Origin of the sequence: Thalassobaculum fulvum (assembly GCF_014652915.1) — a bacterium.
GTDB classification, from domain to species: Bacteria; Pseudomonadota; Alphaproteobacteria; order Thalassobaculales; family Thalassobaculaceae; genus Thalassobaculum_A; species Thalassobaculum_A fulvum.
Map to the genome: position 1 here is coordinate 252,639 of NZ_BMZS01000012.1, position 16,713 is coordinate 269,351.

12 protein-coding genes are annotated in these 16,713 nt (G+C 70.5%); 6 read left to right on the top strand and 6 right to left on the bottom strand.

From position 1 onward, the window contains the following. Positions 1-39 precede the first annotated feature (39 nt). From IE246_RS24110 to IE246_RS24125, 4 genes are all read left to right on the top strand, one after another. Entirely contained in the window at positions 40-1,560 is a 1,521-nt protein-coding gene (locus IE246_RS24110; protein ID WP_189994521.1) for an ABC transporter substrate-binding protein, read from the top strand. Then, positions 1,561-2,514, top strand: a complete 954-nt coding sequence (locus tag IE246_RS24115) for an ABC transporter permease (RefSeq protein WP_189994523.1) — start codon at positions 1,561-1,563, stop codon at positions 2,512-2,514. Beyond that, a complete protein-coding gene (locus tag IE246_RS24120) occupies positions 2,514-4,376 on the top strand; it encodes a dipeptide/oligopeptide/nickel ABC transporter permease/ATP-binding protein (protein ID WP_189994525.1) in 1,863 nt (620 codons plus the stop codon). The genes IE246_RS24115 and IE246_RS24120 overlap by 1 nt, the downstream gene beginning before the upstream one ends. 169 nt (positions 4,377-4,545) lie before the next feature. Further along, positions 4,546-5,544 (top strand): ABC transporter ATP-binding protein, encoded by a 999-nt coding sequence (locus tag IE246_RS24125; RefSeq protein WP_189994533.1) that lies wholly within the window; start codon positions 4,546-4,548, stop codon positions 5,542-5,544. 165 nt (positions 5,545-5,709) lie between these two features. Here IE246_RS24125 and IE246_RS24130 read toward each other — a convergent pair whose 3' ends face one another. Both IE246_RS24130 and IE246_RS24135 read right to left on the bottom strand, forming a co-directional pair. Further along, positions 5,710-7,380, bottom strand: a complete 1,671-nt coding sequence (locus tag IE246_RS24130) for a thiamine pyrophosphate-binding protein (RefSeq protein WP_189994535.1) — start codon at positions 7,378-7,380, stop codon at positions 5,710-5,712. Beyond that, positions 7,380-8,000, bottom strand: coding sequence for an SRPBCC family protein (locus tag IE246_RS24135; protein WP_189994536.1), 621 nt, complete (start codon positions 7,998-8,000; stop codon positions 7,380-7,382). The genes IE246_RS24130 and IE246_RS24135 overlap by 1 nt, the downstream gene beginning before the upstream one ends. 329 nt (positions 8,001-8,329) lie before the next feature. On the opposite strand from IE246_RS24135, the gene IE246_RS24140 reads away from it, so the two are divergent. Further along, a complete protein-coding gene (locus IE246_RS24140) occupies positions 8,330-10,795 on the top strand; it encodes a bacteriohemerythrin (protein WP_189994538.1) in 2,466 nt (821 codons plus the stop codon). A gap of 51 nt (positions 10,796-10,846) precedes the next feature. Here IE246_RS24140 and IE246_RS24145 read toward each other — a convergent pair whose 3' ends face one another. Then, on the bottom strand, positions 10,847-11,911 hold the full coding sequence (locus tag IE246_RS24145) for a DMT family transporter (RefSeq protein ID WP_229837470.1): 1,065 nt from the start codon (positions 11,909-11,911) through the stop codon (positions 10,847-10,849). Positions 11,912-11,985: 74 nt separating this feature from the next. Here IE246_RS24145 and IE246_RS24150 point away from each other — a divergent pair, with 74 nt between their 5' ends. Next, positions 11,986-12,882, top strand: coding sequence for a DMT family transporter (locus tag IE246_RS24150; RefSeq protein ID WP_189994540.1), 897 nt, complete (start codon positions 11,986-11,988; stop codon positions 12,880-12,882). Positions 12,883-12,906: 24 nt separating this feature from the next. Here the strand turns inward: IE246_RS24150 and IE246_RS24155 are convergent, their stop codons facing one another. The 3 genes from IE246_RS24155 to IE246_RS24165 all read right to left on the bottom strand — a co-directional run bounded on the left by IE246_RS24155 (position 12,907) and on the right by IE246_RS24165 (position 16,501). After that, a complete protein-coding gene (locus IE246_RS24155; RefSeq protein WP_189994542.1) occupies positions 12,907-14,547 on the bottom strand; it encodes a flavin-containing monooxygenase in 1,641 nt (546 codons plus the stop codon). A 140-nt stretch (positions 14,548-14,687) separates the two neighbouring features. Next, complete coding sequence (locus IE246_RS24160) at positions 14,688-16,010, bottom strand: TRAP transporter large permease (protein ID WP_189994544.1); 1,323 nt, start codon at positions 16,008-16,010, stop codon at positions 14,688-14,690. Then, on the bottom strand, positions 16,007-16,501 hold the full coding sequence (locus IE246_RS24165; RefSeq protein ID WP_189994545.1) for a TRAP transporter small permease: 495 nt from the start codon (positions 16,499-16,501) through the stop codon (positions 16,007-16,009). Before IE246_RS24165 ends, IE246_RS24160 begins: the two co-directional genes overlap by 4 nt. Positions 16,502-16,713 lie beyond the last annotated feature (212 nt).

Below are 16,713 nucleotides of genomic sequence, written 5' to 3' on the forward strand. Positions count from 1 at the left end.
CGGGACATAGGGATGCAGTTATAGCTGAGGAGGGGTGAAATGAGCTTTCCGGTTTCTCGCCGCGCATTCGTCGCGGGTGCCACCGCCTTGCCGTTCCTGCGGATCGAGGGGGCCCGGGCGGTGACGCCCGGGGTGCTCACCTTCGGGTTGTCCAGCTTTCCGCCGAGCATCAAGCCGTTCGCCAACACCGGCACCGCCGCCGCCACCGTCAAGCTGATGATCTACCGGGGGCTGCTGTCCTACGGGAAGGACGGCCTGCTGCGCGGCGAGCTGGCCGAGAGCTGGGCGCCCGACGGTCAGACCGCCTGGGTATTCAAGCTGCGCGACGCGGTGTTCCAGAACGGCGAGAAGGTGACCAGCGCCGACGTGAAATGGACCATCGAGCAGATCGCCGACGAGAAGTCGACCGCCTTCTTCCGCAAGGAGATGCAGGGCGTGGCGGCGGTCGAGACCCCGGACGACAAGACCGTGCGGATCGTCACCAGGGAACCGAACGTCACGATCCCGCGGCTGATGGCGAGCTATCATCTGCCGATCATCTCGCGGGCGTCGGATGGCGGCGAGCCGGTCGGCGCCGGGCCGTTCAGGATCGCCGCCAGCGAACGTGGCGTGTCGATCGAGCTCGAGGCGTTCGACCGGTTCTTCAAGCCCGGCCTGCCGAAGCTCAAGGGCATCAAGGCGGTCGCCTACAAGGACGAGAACCTGCGCGTCGCGGCCCTGCAGGCCGGCGACGTCGACCTGATCGAGTACGTGCCGTGGCAGTCCATGGAGGCAATCTCCAACGACCCGGCGCTGGTCCTCGACACCACCGACGGGCCGTTCATGTTCCTGGTGTTCAACGGTGCCAAGAGGCCGTTCGACGACGCCCGGGTGCGCAGGGCCGTGGCCCACGCGATCCGGCGCGAGGACATCGTCAAGGCGGCGTTCTACGGCCGTGGCTCGACCCTCGAGCACCTGCCGATCGCGCCCGAGAGCGAGTTCTTCAATCCGGAATTCAAGAACGCCTGGAACTACGACCCCGAGCTCTCGAAGAAGCTGCTGGCCGATGCCGGCCTGGGCGGCGGGTTCACCTGCACCCTGCTGTCGACCGCCCAGTACGGCATGCACAAGAACACCGCCGAGGTGGTGCAGCAGTACCTGATGGCGGTCGGCATCAACGCCCAGCTCAACCTGCCAGACTGGGCGACCCGGGTGTCGCTCGGCAACAAGGGTCAGTACGACATCGCCGTCATGGGGACCGCGGCCGACAGCAACGACCCGGACGGGCTCAGCAACTTCATCGACGGCACCCTGGCGCCGTCCTATGTGCGCAGCCACGGGCTGAAGATCCCCCGGCTGACCGAGCTGCTGGCGGCCGGCCGCACCGAGTTCGATACCGAGAAGCGCAAGGCGATCTACAAGGAGATGGAGAAGGTCGCCCTCGAGGAGGTGCCGATCGCCGGCCTGTCGTGGCGCAGCCAGGGCTACGCCATGCGCAAGGGCGTCAGCGGCTTCAAGAACCTGCCGGGTGCGTTGACCTTCTACTCGGGCACCACCTTCGAAGAGACGAGCATCGCCTAGATGCTCGGATACGCCGTCCGCCGCAGCGTCGTCGCCCTGGGACTGGTCTGGGTGGTCGCCACCCTGGTGTTCCTGGTGATTCACCTGATCCCGGGGGATCCGGCCGAGCTCCTGCTCTCGCAGGGCGGGTTCGCGCCGGATCCGGCGGCGGTCGCCGAGCTGCGCACGCAGCTCGGCCTCGACCGGCCGTTGCCGGTGCAGTACGGCAGCTACATCGGCGGCCTGCTGCACGGCGACCTCGGGCATTCGCTGCTGGACGAGCATCCGGTGGCCGAGGAGATCGCGCTGCGGCTGCCGCGGACCCTGGAGCTGATCGCGGCGGCCGCGCTGCTCGCGGTCGTCTTCGGGCTGCCGCTCGGCACCCTGGCGGCCCTGCGCGCCGGCGGCCCGGCCGACCGGGCGCTGTCGGTGCTGGCCGGCGTGTCGATGTCGGTCCCGGTGTTCGTGGTCGGGACCCTGGTGGTGCTGGTGTTCGCCCAGAAGCTGCGCTGGGTGTCGGCCGGCGGCTTCACGCCGTTCTCCCGCGACCCGCTGGAGCATCTGGCCCTGCTGGCGATGCCGGCGGCCACCATCGCCCTCGGCCTGGCGGCGGTGGTTTTCCGGATGACACGGTCGTCGATCCTGGAGGTGCTCGGCCGGGACTATGTCCGCACCGCCATGGCCAAGGGCGTGGCGCCGCTGCGCATCGTCGTCCACCACGTGATCCGCAACGCCCTGATCCCGGTGGTCACGGTGCTGGCGCTGCACCTCGGCACCCTGCTCGGCGGCACGGTGCTGGTGGAGTACGTGTTCAATTGGCCGGGGTTGTCCGGCTATCTGGTCAACGCCGTCGAGGCCCGCGACTATCCCGAGGTCATGGGTATCGTCCTGGTGATCTCGGTGCTGTTCGTGCTGCTCAACCTCGCGGTCGACCTGCTGTACGCGCTGCTCGATCCGCGCGTCCGACACGCGTGATGGAGCGGCGCGACCTGCACCGGCTGGCGGTCCCGCTCGCCGTGGTCGGCGGCATCGTCGCGCTGGCCGCGGCCGCGCCGCTGCTGCCGCTGGCCGACCCGGTGCACATCGAGGTGTCGGCGCGCCTGACTCCGCCGTCGGAAGGCCATTGGCTGGGCCAGGACGAGTACGGCCGCGACGTGCTGTCGCGCGCGATCTGGGGCGCGCGGGCCTCGCTGGCGGTGTCGTTCCTGGCGGCGGCGATCGCCGGGATCGCGGGGACCGCGCTCGGCCTGCTCGGCGGCTACTTCCGCGGCGTGGTCGAGATCCTGACGGTGCGGTCGGCCGAGGCGGTGCTGTGCTTCCCGCCGCTGCTGCTGGCGCTGCTGGTGGTGACCCTGCTCGGCCCGGGCGCCGGCACCCTGATCGTCGCGCTGTCGATCCTGTACGCACCGAGCTACGCCCGGGTCGCCTATGCCGAGACCCTGGCGGCCCGCAATCTCGACTACGTGGTGGCGCAGGAGGCGCTGGGTGCCAGGTCCGGGCGGATTCTGCTGCGGACCGTGCTGCCCAACGTGGCGCCGCCGTTGCTGGTGCAGTTCTCGCTGACCGTCGCCTCGGCGATGGTGCTGGAGAGCGGGCTGTCGTTCCTCGGGCTCGGCGTGGTGCCGCCGGAGCCGTCCTGGGGCCTGATGATCCGCGGCGCCCGCAGTACCATGGACCAGGCGCCGTGGCTGCTACTGTGGCCGTGCCTGGCGCTGACCGGCACCATCGTCGCGCTCAACATGCTGTGCGACGCCCTGCGCGACGTGCTCGACCCGCGCGGCCGGACGGTCTCGGCGAACCCGTTTCGGGCCTTTGTCTCCGGCCTGCTGCCGGCAACGGAGCCGGCTCCGGCGCCGCCGGCGCTGCTGCGGGTCGACGGCCTGCACCTGGCGATCGGCCACGGCCCGGGCGCGCTGCCGGCGGTGCGCGACGTCTCGCTGGCGGTGGCGCCGGGCGAGACCCTGGCGGTGGTCGGCGAGAGCGGTTCCGGCAAGACCCTGACCGGGCTGGCGATCCTTGGCCTGCTGCCGCCGGTGGTGCGGGTGACCGGAGGCCGCATCCTCTATACCGGGCGCGACGGGACGACCGTCGACCTCGCCAGACTGGGCGAACCGGCGCTGCGCCGGCTGCGCGGCGACGAACTGTCGATGGTGTTCCAGGATCCGTCGGCCAGCCTGAACCCGGTGCACCGGGTCGGCGACCAGGTGGCCGAGACCATCCGCGCGCACCGAGACCTGTCGGCGGCCGAGGCCCGGCGCCGGGCGGTCGCGCTGCTGGACCGGGTCGGCCTGCCGGACGCGGCGCGCCGGGCCCGGGCCTACCCGCACGAGCTGTCCGGCGGCCAGCGCCAGCGCGCGGTCATCGCGGCCGCCATCGCCAACGGCCCGCGGCTGCTGATCGCCGACGAGCCGACCACCGCGCTCGACGTCACCATCCAGGCGCAGATCCTGGAACTGATGGCCGGCCTGAAGGCGCAGGCCGGCGGCATGGGGCTGATCTTCGTAACCCACAACCTCGCGGTGGTGTCGGAGATCGCCGACCGCGTCGTGGTGATGTATGTCGGCGAGGTGGTCGAAGAGGGGCCGGTCGCCGAGGTGTTCGGCAGTCCCCGCCATCCCTACACGGCGGCCCTGGTCGCCAGCGTGCCGGAGGGCGACGACGACCGGCTGTCGGCGATCCCCGGCGTGGTTCCGCCGCTGCACGACCTGCCGGCCGGCTGCCGGTTCGCGCCGCGCTGCGGCCTCGCCGAGCCGGCCTGCACGGCCGGGGCTCCGGCGCTCGAGAGCCTGGGCGGCGGCCGGTCGACCCGCTGCCGACGCTGGCGGGAGGTGGCGTGATGAAGCTTCTCCAGCGCGCGGATCGCGGCGGCCGGTGGGTCCCGGCTCTACGCGGCTACGCCGCTCCGGCCGGGAGGAGGACGGCGGGCATCCCGACAACCCGCATCCCGGGCGGTGCACGGCGGCGACCCGGGACCCATGCCGCAATCGGAACCGGAGGCCGTCGCGCATGACGAGCGCTGCCGACTCCTGCCGTACTCCCCTGGTCGAGGCCGAGGGCGTCTCGCGGGCCTTCCGGGCCCGGCAGGGACTGCTGGGACGGCGGCGCGACATCCTGGCAGTGCGCGAGGTCGACCTGACGGTGGCGCGGCGCGAGGCGGTCGGCGTGGTCGGCGAGTCCGGCTGCGGCAAGAGCACCCTCGGCCGGTTGCTGCTGCACCTGCTGAAGCCGACCGCCGGTACCGTCCGCTTCGACGGCCGGACCCTCGCGGAGATCGGCGGCGACCGCCTGCGGACCCTGCGGCGCCGCATGCAGCTGATCTTCCAGGACCCGTACGGCAGCCTCGACCCGCGCCGCACGGTCGGCGACCAGATCGCCGACGGCATGCTGATCCACGGTCTCGCCACGCCGGCCGAGGCGCGCGAGCGGGTGGCCGGCCTGCTGTCCCAGGTCGGGCTCGACCCGGCGCATGCCGCCCGGCTGCCGCACGAGTTCTCGGGTGGCCAGCGCCAGCGCGTCGCGATCGCCCGGGCGCTGGCCACCGGGCCGGATTTCGTGGTCGCCGACGAGCCGGTGTCGGCGCTCGACGTGTCGATCCAGGCCCAGGTGGTGAATCTGCTGGCCGATCTGCGCGAGAGCCTCGGCCTCGCGCTGGTGTTCATCAGCCACGACCTGCACGTGGTCCGGCATCTGTGCGACCGGGTGGCGGTGATGTATCTCGGCCGGGTGGTCGAGACCGGGCCGGCGGCGGCGATCTTCGCGGCGCCGGCGCACCCCTACACCCGGGCCCTGCTGGCGGCGACGCCGTCGCTGGTCCGCCGGCGCGACAGTTCCCGGGCGCCGCTGGCCGGCGAGCTGCCGAGCCCGTCGGACCCGCCGTCCGGCTGCGGGTTCCGGACCCGTTGCCCGTTCGCCACCACCGCCTGTGCGGAGGCGGTCCCGCCGCTGGAGGCGTTCGGCGGCGACGGCCGGCAGGTCGCGTGCGTGCGGGTCGCCGAGATCGGGTAGGGGGCTTGCCGCCGGCGCCGCCGCCTTCCAGCATCCGGTGAGCGCGACACCAGCCGCCGGGAGGGCCGGTTTCTCCTTGTCAGTCATTCCGGACCAGACCGCCAAAGGCGGGTTGGATCCGGAACCCGGCCCCACCGCGGAGTGCGGGGAAGCGGGCGTCGCCGCTCAGGCCTCGCCGTAGTGAATCCGGCGGTAGGCCCGCGACGGGATCAGGTCGTCGATCTGGAAATCCCAGAGCCCGGCGGTGTTGGCAGCCTGGTGTGCCTCGAACAGCGACCGGCACCGGCCCATCTCCGCCACCGTCGATCCGCGCAGGCCGAAGCCGGTGGCGACGCTCGCCAGGTCGCCGCGGCCGTGGATCGCCTCGCGGGCCTCGACGCCGTTGGCCCGGAACTTGTGGAACTCGGCGCCGTAGCCGCCGTCGTTCATGATCGCGATCAGCATCTGGATGCCGTGCCGGCGGATGGTCTCCAACTCCTGGACGTGCAGGTACAGGCTGCCGTCTCCCTCGATCAGCAGCACCTTGCCGTCGCCGCGGTCGGCCGCCACGCCGATGGCGGCCGGCAGGCCCGAGCCGATGCCGCCGAAATCGGCGACCACGTGGTAGCGGTCGGTGGCCCGGCCGCGCATGTGGGTCAGCGCGATCGAGAAGTAGTGGCCGGCGCCGATCACCACGTCCCAGTCCTTCGGCACCGCGGCGTCGAGCTCCTCGATCGCCCGGCGCGGGTCCAGCAGGTTCGGTTGCGGGGTGTAGGGCTTGGCGTCCGGCACGTCGGCGGCGATCGCCGCGGCCATCTCCGGCGAACGGTACCCGGCCTTGGCGATCCCGCGCCGGTCCAAGGCCTCGACGATGGCCTCGGCGGCGGCGCGGGCGTCGGCCCGGACGTGCAGGTCGGCGGTCCGCAGCCCCTGCCATAGGCCGCGCGGGCTGGTGTCGATCTGCACCACCTGGGCCATCGGGTACAGGTAGCCGCCCTCGGTGGTGTAGTGGCCGAGCCCGGCGCCGACGCCGATCACCAGGTCGGCTTCGGCGAAGCGTTCGCGCGCGAAGTCGCTGGCGAACGCCCCGGCGATCCCGATGGCGTACGGGTTGCCCTCGAACACCGCCTTGCCGAGCAGCGAGTTGGCCATCAGCGCGCCGGCCCGCTCGCCGAGCGCCTCCAGCGCCTCGCGGGCGCCGGTGCGCGCCGCACCACGGCCGGCGATCACGATCGGCCGCTCGGCCTCGGCGATCAGGTCGACAACCCGCCCGACCATGTCGGGGTCCGGGATCGGGCGCTGCGGCGCCGGCACGTAGCCGGCCGACGGCAGGTACTCGGCGAGGAACGGGTAGTCCTTCTTCTGCAGGTCCATCGGGATGCTCAGCACCACCGGCCGGCGCTCGACCTGGGCGATCACGAAGGCCTCGCGCACGTTGTCGAGCATCCGGTCGATGCTCTTCACGGCGACGAAGTGCGCCCCGGTGGCGAGCGCCAGCGGCGCCATGTCGATCTGCTGCAGGTACCACGACGCGCCGATCGGCGAGTCGCCGGCGAACACCACCAGCGGGGTGTTGGCGCGGGCCGCCATGGTCAGTGCCGTCATGATCTGGGTGAAGCCCGGGCCGCAGGTCGTGGAGGCGACGCCTACCCGGCCGGTGGCGCGGGCGTAGCCGTCGGCCATGGCGACCGCCGCGTGCTCGTGGCGGGCGTGGATCACCTTCATGCCGGGCTGCTCGGCCATCGCCGCCGACCAGTACATGTTGGCGTCGCCCATCAGGGTGAACAGCACCTCGACGCCCTCGGCGACGAAGGCTTTCACCAGCATGTCGGTGGCGGTGAGCTTGCGCGCGTTCATTATCGTTTCCCCCCGAACAGTGAGCGTAGCCAGGACAGCAGGGCGCGCCACAGCAGCCGACCGGCGCTGAGTTCCCCGGCCGGAGCGGGTGCCGGCTTCGGGGGCGTTGCAGGCGGCGCCGGCTCGGCGGCCGGCGTTGCTTCCGACGGGTCGGCCTTGCCGGCCGTGCCGCCATCGCGCTCGGCCACCAGCCTGGCGAGGTTGGTCGAGAACTCCTCCAGCAGGGCGCGTGCCACGTGCACGCCGCCGGCGTTGGCGAAGCCCTCCAGCGGCCCGGTGACCGTGAAGCTCCCATCGACTGCCAGCACAGTCTGGTCGGTGCCGCTGGCGGTGACGGTGCCGGAGGCGAGCGCGTGCGAGGCGCCGCGCTGGTCGATGCCGCGGCCCTCGATGCTGCAGGTGCGGGCGCCGTGGTCGTAGGTCAGTTCGACCTCGCCGCGGAAGGTGGCGACGGTCGGGCCGAACTTGACCCGGATCGAGCCGCGCCACAGCCCATCGCCCTGGTCGGGGGCCAACTCGGCGCCGGGGATGCAGGACGCGATCAGCGCGGGGTCGCTCAGCAGCGGCCACACCACGTCCGGGGGCGACGGAACCGTCGTCTGTTCACTCAGGGAAGGCATGGGCAACCCGGTCGGGCAAGAGGTGGGACAGGAACGATAGACCCTGCCGGCGCGGGAGGGAACCGCCGCTGGTATGAGGCGGTCTGATCGCTTGTCAAATATCAAGAATCTGTATGAAATCTGCTCGTCGACAGCATTCAGTATGTTGTATGAATTGATCGATTTGAATGGTTAAATTCTCATTAAATCAAGACTCGGGGGAATTTCTCCTCCGGTGATGATTTTCACGGTGATTCAGTCGCCGTTACTGATTGGCATTTGATCTGGCGCAAGAACGGCGGGTGGCGATCGGGGTATTTCTCGGGCCGCTCATGTGTTTGGGTCGTGCCATGAAGAACCTCAAGATCACCGTTCGCTTCCTGATCGCCTTGTCCTTGCCTGTCCTGGCCATGATCGGGCTCGCGACCAATGCCCTGGTCGACAGCTATCGGACCCGGGCAGCCATGGCCAAGGTCGTCGAGTTGGCCGAGCTGGCGCCGGTCGTCAGCGGCCTGGTTCACGAGCTGCAGAAGGAGCGCGGCATGTCGGCCGGCTTCATCTCGAGCCAGGGCAAGGCGTTCGTCGGCGATCTGACCGAGCAGAGAAAGCGGACGGACACGGCCCTCGGCGGATTGCGGAGGGCGCTGGCGGGCACCGATCTGGCCGGCTACGGATCAGGGTTCTCGGATGGCATGCAGGCGGCGTTGGGGCGCCTGGGATCGCTCGACGTCGAGCGCAAGGGCGTCTCGTCGATGGCCACCGCGGTGCCCGTGATGGCCAAGTACTACACGGGCACGATCACCGAGCTGCTGGCCCTGGTCGATCGGACGGCGGTCCTGAGCACCAGTGCCGTGGCGACCAACGCGGTGATCGCCTACGGCGCCGTCCTGCAGGGCAAGGAGCGCGCCGGCCTCGAGCGGGCGGTGGGGGCGACCGGCTTGGCGGCCGGCGCGTTCACGCCGAGCGGCTACCGCGACTTCGTGAGGCTCGGCGCCATGCAGGAGGCGTATTTCGACCGGTTCCGGGCGGTGGCGACACCGCCGGAACGGGACCTGCTGGAAACGCTTCGCAACGAGCCGGCGTTCGGCGAGGTCGAGCGTCTGCGGCAGACGGCGCTCGACAGCTCACTCGCCGGGACCGCTTCCGGCATCCCGGCGTCGGCGTGGTTCGCGGCAGCCACCGCCCGAATCGATTTGCTGAAGCGGCTGGAGGACCGTCTCGCCGAGGATCTGACGCAGGCTGCCCGCGCCGTCGAGGCTTCGGCGACCGCGGCCCTGGCGACGACCGGCGCCGTCGTCGCGGTGCTCCTGCTGGTCACCGCGGCCGTCGTCGTGGTCATGACCCGCAGTGTGACCATGCCGGTACGCGCGATGACGCGCGCCATGAACCGGCTGGCCGAGGGCGACGTCGAGCACGAGATCCCCGGAACCGACCGTCGCGACGAGATCGGCGAGATGGCGGCCGCGGTGCAGGTGTTCCGCGGGAACAGAATCGAGGCGGACAGGCTGGCGGCGGCGGAGGAGCGCGACCGGGCGGCGAAGGCCGAGCGTCAGAAGCGTCTGGAGCAGGCGATCGGGGCGTTCGACCTGACGATGGTCAGCGTGCTGGACAGCCTCGGCACGGCCGACCACACCATGCGCAAGACGTCGGCGCGGATCCTCGAAGGGGCGGGCGAAACCAAGCTGCAGGCCACGACGGTCGCGGCGGCGGCCGAGCAGGCATCGGCCAACGTCAGCACGGTCGCGGCGTCGGCCGACGAGCTGTCGGCCTCGATCTCGGAGATCGCCGGTCAGGTCGCCCGCGCTTCTGCGGTCGCGGCGGACGCCGTCGCGCAGGCCGGCGCCACCTCGGCCAAGGTCGGCATCCTGGCGGGGAACGTGTCCCAGATCGGCGAGGTGGTGAAGCTCATCAACGACATTGCCGAGCAGACCAATCTGCTGGCGTTGAACGCGACCATCGAGGCGGCGCGCGCCGGCGACGCCGGCAAGGGCTTCGCGGTGGTGGCGTCCGAGGTGAAGACCCTCGCCAGCCAGACCACCAAGGCGACCGAGGATATCGCGCGGCAGATCGAGGAGGTCCAGCGGTCGACGCGGGACGCGGTGTCCGCCATCGGCGAGATCTCGCACACCATCGAGAACGTGAACGAGATCTCGATGGGGATCTCCGCCGCCGTCGAACAGCAGCAGGCGGCGACCGCCGAGATCGCCCGGAACGTGAGCGAGGCGGCGACCGGCACGGCGACCGTCTCGTCCTCGGTGCTGATGGTCGAGCGCGCGGTCGAGGACAACGAGCGGGCCGCCGGCGAGATCGAGCGGGCCTCGGGGAACCTGTCGGCGCAGACGGTCTCGCTCAGGGACAATGTCGCCAGGTTCCTGACCCAGGTCCGGGTCGACGAGGCCGACGGCGAGTCCCGCGAACTCGTCCGATGGGAGCACGATCTCGAGCTGGGCGTCCCGCGGATCGACGACGAGCACAAGGAACTGCTTGACCTGGTGAACCGGTTCTACCGCCAGGTGAAGGAGCACACGGTCGGCGGCGTCCTCGATGCGACGTTCCGCGACCTGCAGCGGTACGCGCGGGAGCACTTCGCCGAGGAGGACGCGTTCATGACGCGGATCTCGTATACCGGCTACACGGCGCACAAGGCCGCCCACGACCAGTTCATCGAACGGCTGGAAGCCATCTACGCGAGCTATCGGGCCGGCAGCGGCGGGGCCGAGACGGAGCTGCTCGGACTGCTCGGGAACTGGTGGACCACCCATCTGAAGGGGGCCGACCGGGAACTCGCCCTGCATGTGAAGCGCCGGGCGGCCTGATCGCCCCTTCCGGACGGCGGCGGGGCGGCACGTCCGCCCCTCGGTCCCCGTTCAGCGGCGGTAGCGCGGGGTGTCCGGGACCCGCACCGCCCGCAGGCGGGCCTCGCGCCAGATCATGAACAGCCCCGATCCGGTGATCAGCGCCATCCCGAACAGGGCAACGGCGTCCGGCCACTGGTCGAACACGACGACCCCCCAGAACACCGCCAGCAGGATCGCCAGGTATTCGAACGGCGCCACCACCGCGGCCTCGGACGAGCGGTAGGCCTGGCTGATGAAAAACCCGCCGAACGCCGAGGCGACGCCGATCGCCATCAGCACCAGCCAGTCCTCGGCGCTGGGCATCACCCATTCCCGCAGCAGGAAGTCGAGCGACGGATTGCCGGTTCCGGCGTACCGGCCGTCGCCGACCAGCAGCCCGACGCCGGCCGAGACCATGATGAAGGTGACCTGGATGTAGAACGACATCGCCAGCGCGCTCTCGGTCCGGCCGATGTAGCGGGTCAGCATGTGCAGCGACGCGTAGCCGAAGGCGGCGGCGATCGGGCACAGCGAGGCGAGCTGGAAGACCTCGGTTCCGGGCCGCAGCACGATCAGCACGCCGACCAGCCCGAAGCCGATGGCGGCCCACCGGCGCGGGCCGACATGCTCCCCGAGGAAGATCACCGAGAACACCGCGATCACCATCGGCGACACGAAGAAGATCGCCACGCCCTCGGCCAGCGGCAGGGTCGCCAGGCCCAGGAAGAACGACATGTTGGCGAACACCACGCAGCAGCCGCGCGCCAGATGCAGGCCGAGCCGGCGGGTCTTGAGCGCCGCGAACCCGCCCGACATCGGCAGCAGAACGGCGAGCAGCACGGCCATGCCGATGATCGCGCGCAGCAGCACCACCTGGTGCAGCGCGTAGTCGCCGGACATGAACTTGATGGCCATGTCGTTGATCGAGAAGCAGAAGACGGCGACGGACGCGGACAGCGCCCCCAGCAGCGTCGGATTGGCGGATAGCGACCTGATCATCGGGCCATAAGACAGGGCGATCGCCGCCGGCTCAACTGCCGACTGCCCGGCGGCCGGCGCGGCCCAGGCCGGCACCGCCTGGACCGGCTCCCTCATGCATCGATTTCTGTCTTCAGGAAGCGCGTAAAGATTGTATACGGAACGGTGTATCCGCAGATTGCGAGACGAACGTGACCTCAGCGGAAGCGACGGCGAACGGCCGGAGCCTCGACAGCCTCCTGCCGGCACCCGCCTGGATGCTGGTGAGCGCCGTGCTGTTCAGCAGCATGGTGGCGCTCTTCAAGCTGCTCGGCTCGGCCGTCCCGGTCGTCGAGATCCTGTTCCTGCGCCAGCTCATGGTGCTGGTCGTCGTCCTGCCGGGGGTGTTCCGCGGCTTTCCAGGATCGCTCGCCGGGTTCCGGTCGGCCGCGCCGGGGCTGCAAATTCTGCGGGTCGTGCTGTCGGCGGCGGCGATGCTGGCCGGGTTCGTCGCGGTCGTACACCTGCCGCTGGCGGAGAGCACCACCATCAGCTTCACCCGGGTGATGTTCGCGATGTGCCTGGCGGCCCTGCTGCTGGGCGAGAAGGTCGGGCCGGTGCGCTGGATCGCCGGCGTCGCGGGCCTCGGCGGGGTCGCCCTGGTGGCGCATGCCGAGGGCGCCTGGAACGGCTATGTCCTGCTGGCCCTGGTGTCGGCGGTCTGCGCCGGCAGCGTGACGGTGATCCTGAAGCGGCTGACCGCGGTCGACCGCTCGCGGACCATCCTGCTGTGGCACAGCCTCGGGCTGCTGGCGCTGACGGCGGTGCCGACCGCCTTCGTCTGGCAGACCCCGAGCCTCGAGCAGGCGGGATGGATCGTGGCGCTCGGGCTGCTGATGACGGCGACCCAATGGTGCGCGTTCGCCGCCCTGCGCGGCGGCGACGCCTCGGCGGTGGCGCCGATCGAGTATTCCCGGCTGCTGTGGTCGGCGTTCCTCGGCTACCTGCTGTTCGACCACATCCCGGATCCGGCGGTGGCGGCCGGGGCGGTCCTGATCGTCGGTGCCGGGGTGCTGGCGAGCCTGCGGTCGACCCGGAAGCAGGGCTGAGGATGTGAGGGCCGCCGGGCGGTCTCACCCCATCGCGATCTCGCGGTAGCCTTCGGCGGCCACCCGGTTGCACCAGTCGCGGTACTCCCCGGCGGTGCCGCTGTAGCGGGCGACGATGCGGGTCTGCTTGCCCTCGACATTCATGTTCACGCCGGTCATCCAGGAGTCGACCTCGTTCGACAGCAGGCCCTCGGCCTTCTTCGCGACGAACGCTGTCCAGTCCCGCACCGCCTCGCCGCGGGCGTCGGCCAGGGTCAGGTCGTGGGCCTGCATGTGGGCCAGCAGGTCGCGGACCCATTCGACCCCGTACTCGATGCTGCGCGGGATGTTCCCGAGCGCGGTGTGCGGGCCCATCTGCATGAACATGTTGGGGAAGCCGTCGACCATGACCCCGACGAAGGTCGACAGGTTGCCGCGCCAGCGGTCCTTCAGCTTCACGCCGTCGCGGCCGCGCAGGTCGATGCGGTCGAGGCCGCCGGTGATGGCGTCGAAGCCGGTGGCGTAGACGATCATGTCGAAGGCGTAGTCGCGCTCCGAGGTGCGGAGGCCGGTCGGGGTGATCCGCTCGATCGGGGTCTCCAGGATGCTGACCAGCTCGACGTTCGGGCGGTTGTAGGCCTCGTAGTAGCGGGTCTCCTGCGGCACCCGGCGGGTGCCGAAGCCGTGGTCCTTGGGGATAAGCTTCTCGGCGACCTCGGGATCGTTCACGCGCTCGCGGATCTTGCGGGCGACGAAGTCCGACAGCAGGGCGTTGGCCTTGCGGTCGATCAGCACGTCGCGGAAGTTGCCCTGCCAGATCCCGAAGCCGGGTTCGGCATAGCGCTGCTCCCAGAAAGCCTCGCGCTCCTCCGGCGTCACCTCGAAGGTGCCGCGCGGGTCGATGGTGTGAATGAAGCAGGCGGCGGTCTCGCGGCAGCGCTGGAAGATCTCCGGGTAGCGGGCCCGGATCCGCGCCATCTCGTCCTTGTCGATCCTGGCGTTGTGCAGCGGCGTGCACCAGTTCGGCCGGCGCTGGAACACCGTCAGGTGCTCGGCGGTCTCGGCGATGATCGGGATCGCCTGCACGGCCGAGGCGCCGGTGCCGATCACCGCCACCCGCTTGCCGGCGAAGCTGACCTCGTGCTTCGGCCAGAGGCCGGTGTGGTAGGCCTCTCCCTCGAAATCGTCGAGGCCCGGCAGCCGCGGGTAGGTCGGGGCCGACAGCGGGCCGACGGCGCTGACCAGGAAGCGGGCGGTGTGGCGGCTGCCGTCCTCCAGGGTCAGGGTCCAGAACCGGCCGTCGTCGTCCCAATGGGCGGCGGTCACCCGCGAGGAGAACCGGATGTCGCGGCGCAGGTCGAATTTGTCGGCGAAGTGGTTCAGGTAGCGCTCGGTCTCCGGCTGCGGCGCGAAGTTCTCGGTCCAGTCCCACTCGTCCAGCAGTTCCTGATCGAACGAGAAGCCGTAGGACCAGCTCTCGGAGTCGAAGCGCGCACCCGGGTACCGGTTCCAGTACCAGGTGCCGCCGACCCCGGTGCCGGCCTCGAACACCTGCACCCGCATGCCGAGGCGGCGCAGCAGCAGAAGCTGGTACATGCCGGAGATGCCGGCGCCGACGATCAGCACGTCGTGGTCCAGTGCCTCGGCCGGCCGCACTCGGGCGCTCTGCTCGGCAATCGCGTTCATCGGTTTCCTCCCGTGCCGGGCCCCGGATGATCGTTGCCCAGGCTACGATCATGCCGCGACCGGTCGGGTCGGGACAATGGCCGCCTCGGGAAAGGTTGTCGCAGCCAGCGGGAAACGCCGCGCCCCGGGCGGCCGCCGCCTCAGTACAGCAGCCAGACCAACGCCAGCGACAGCGACGGGAACACCACCAGCACGGCGACCCGGACCAGGTCGGTCAGCACGAACGGCATGACGCCGCGGTAGGTCTCGCCGATCGGGACGTCGCGGGCCAGGGCGTTGATCACGAACAGGTTCAAGCCGACCGGCGGGGTGATCAGCCCGACCTCGACGACGATGAGCACCAGCACGCCGAACCACAGCGCGAATTCCTCGGGCGTCAGGCCGAAATCCAGGGCGCTCATCACCGGGAACAGGATCGGCACGGTCAGCAGCACCATCGACAGGCTGTCCATCACGCAGCCGAACACCAGGTACAGCAGCAGCACCAGCGCCAGGACCAGCCAAGGGTCGAAGCCCTGGGCCGTGACGAACGCCGACAGCTCCTGCGGCAGCCGGGTGGTGGCGAGGAAGGTGTTGAACACCGCCGCACCGAGGATGATCACGAAGATCATCGCGGTCGACGACATGGTCGCCAGGATGCAGTCGCGCAGGCTGCGGCGGTTCAGACCGCCGTTCAGCAGCGCCACCAGCCCGGTGCCGGCGGCGCCGACGGCGGCGGCCTCGGTCGGCGTGAAGATCCCGAGGTAGATGCCGCCGATCACCGCCGCGAAGATCACGATCACCGGCCAGATCCGAACCATCAGGAGCAGCCGCTCGCGGTAGGGCATGCGGGCCGCCGGTTCGCCGGCACCGCCGGTCACCCGCGCGACTACGGCGATCGCCAGCAGGTAGCCGGCCGCCGCCAGGGCCCCCGGCAGCAGGGCCGCGGTGAACAGCTTGGCGATGTTCTGCTCGGTCAGGATGGCGTAGATCACCAGGATCACCGACGGCGGGATCAGGATGCCGAGGGTGCCGCCGGCGGCCAGCGCACCGGTCGCCAGTCCGCCCGAGCAGCCGAACCGCCGGAGCTCGGGCAGCGCCACCTGGCCCATGGTCGCGGCGGTGGCGAGCGACGAGCCGCAGATCGCGCCGAACCCGGCACAGGCGCCGATCGCCGCCATCGCCACCCCGCCGGGGCGATGTCCCAGCCACGCCTCCGCCGCCTTGAACAGCGCGGTCGACAGCCCGCCGACGGTGGCGAACTGCCCCATCAGCAGGAACAGCGGGATGATCGAGAACGAATAGTTCGAGAACGTGCCGTAGGGCAGGTGCTTGAGCTGGGCCAGCATCATCAGCGGCGTGCCGTTGAGGATGATGCTGCCGATGACGCCGACCCCGAACATGGCGATGCCGATCGGTATCCGCAGAAAGATCAGCAGCAGCAGGACCGGGAACGACCAGAGGCCGATTTCGAGGTGGCTCATGACCGCCCGCCCGCGATCCGCCACACGCTGTCACCGGCCTTCCAGAGTGCGATCAGGCAGAACACTGCGGCGCCGACCAGGCCCAGGGCGTAGGCCTGCCAGATCTGGATCTCCAGGATGAAGGTGGTCTCGAAATACGCCTTCTTGTCGAGCATGCCGACCGCCAGCCGCCAAGTCAGCAGCAGCGCGGTGGCGAGCACCGCGAGGTCGATGACCGCGTCGAGCACCCGGTTGAGCCGCGGCCCGAACACCGGGGCGAACAACTCGACGGTGGCGTGGCCGCGGTTCAGGTGGCACCAGGGCAGGGCGGCGAACACCGCGAAGCCGATGCCGATCTCCACCAGTTCGTAGTCGCCGGGGATCGGGCCGAGCCCGACGCCGGTCAGCGCCCGCCCGGCGATGCTCACGCAGGTCAGGACGACCAGCGCCACCAGCACGCCGCCGCCGGCCAGCGCCGTCCATACCGCCAGCCGCTCGACGGCATGCTTCATGGATGCACCGGCAGCGGCGGGTGGGTTCCGGCTCCGTCCCGCCTGTGGCGGTCCGGTCCGGAATGACGGATTGGGGGAGGTGTCGACGGGCGGGCTGGCGCGGACCAAAGGCCGGACTGTCGGCAGATTTTCCTTCTGTCGTCATTCCTGTATGCGCGGGCCACCGTTTCGAGATGGCGAGGAGTTGTTCGCGATCTGGATTTGGAGGCAGA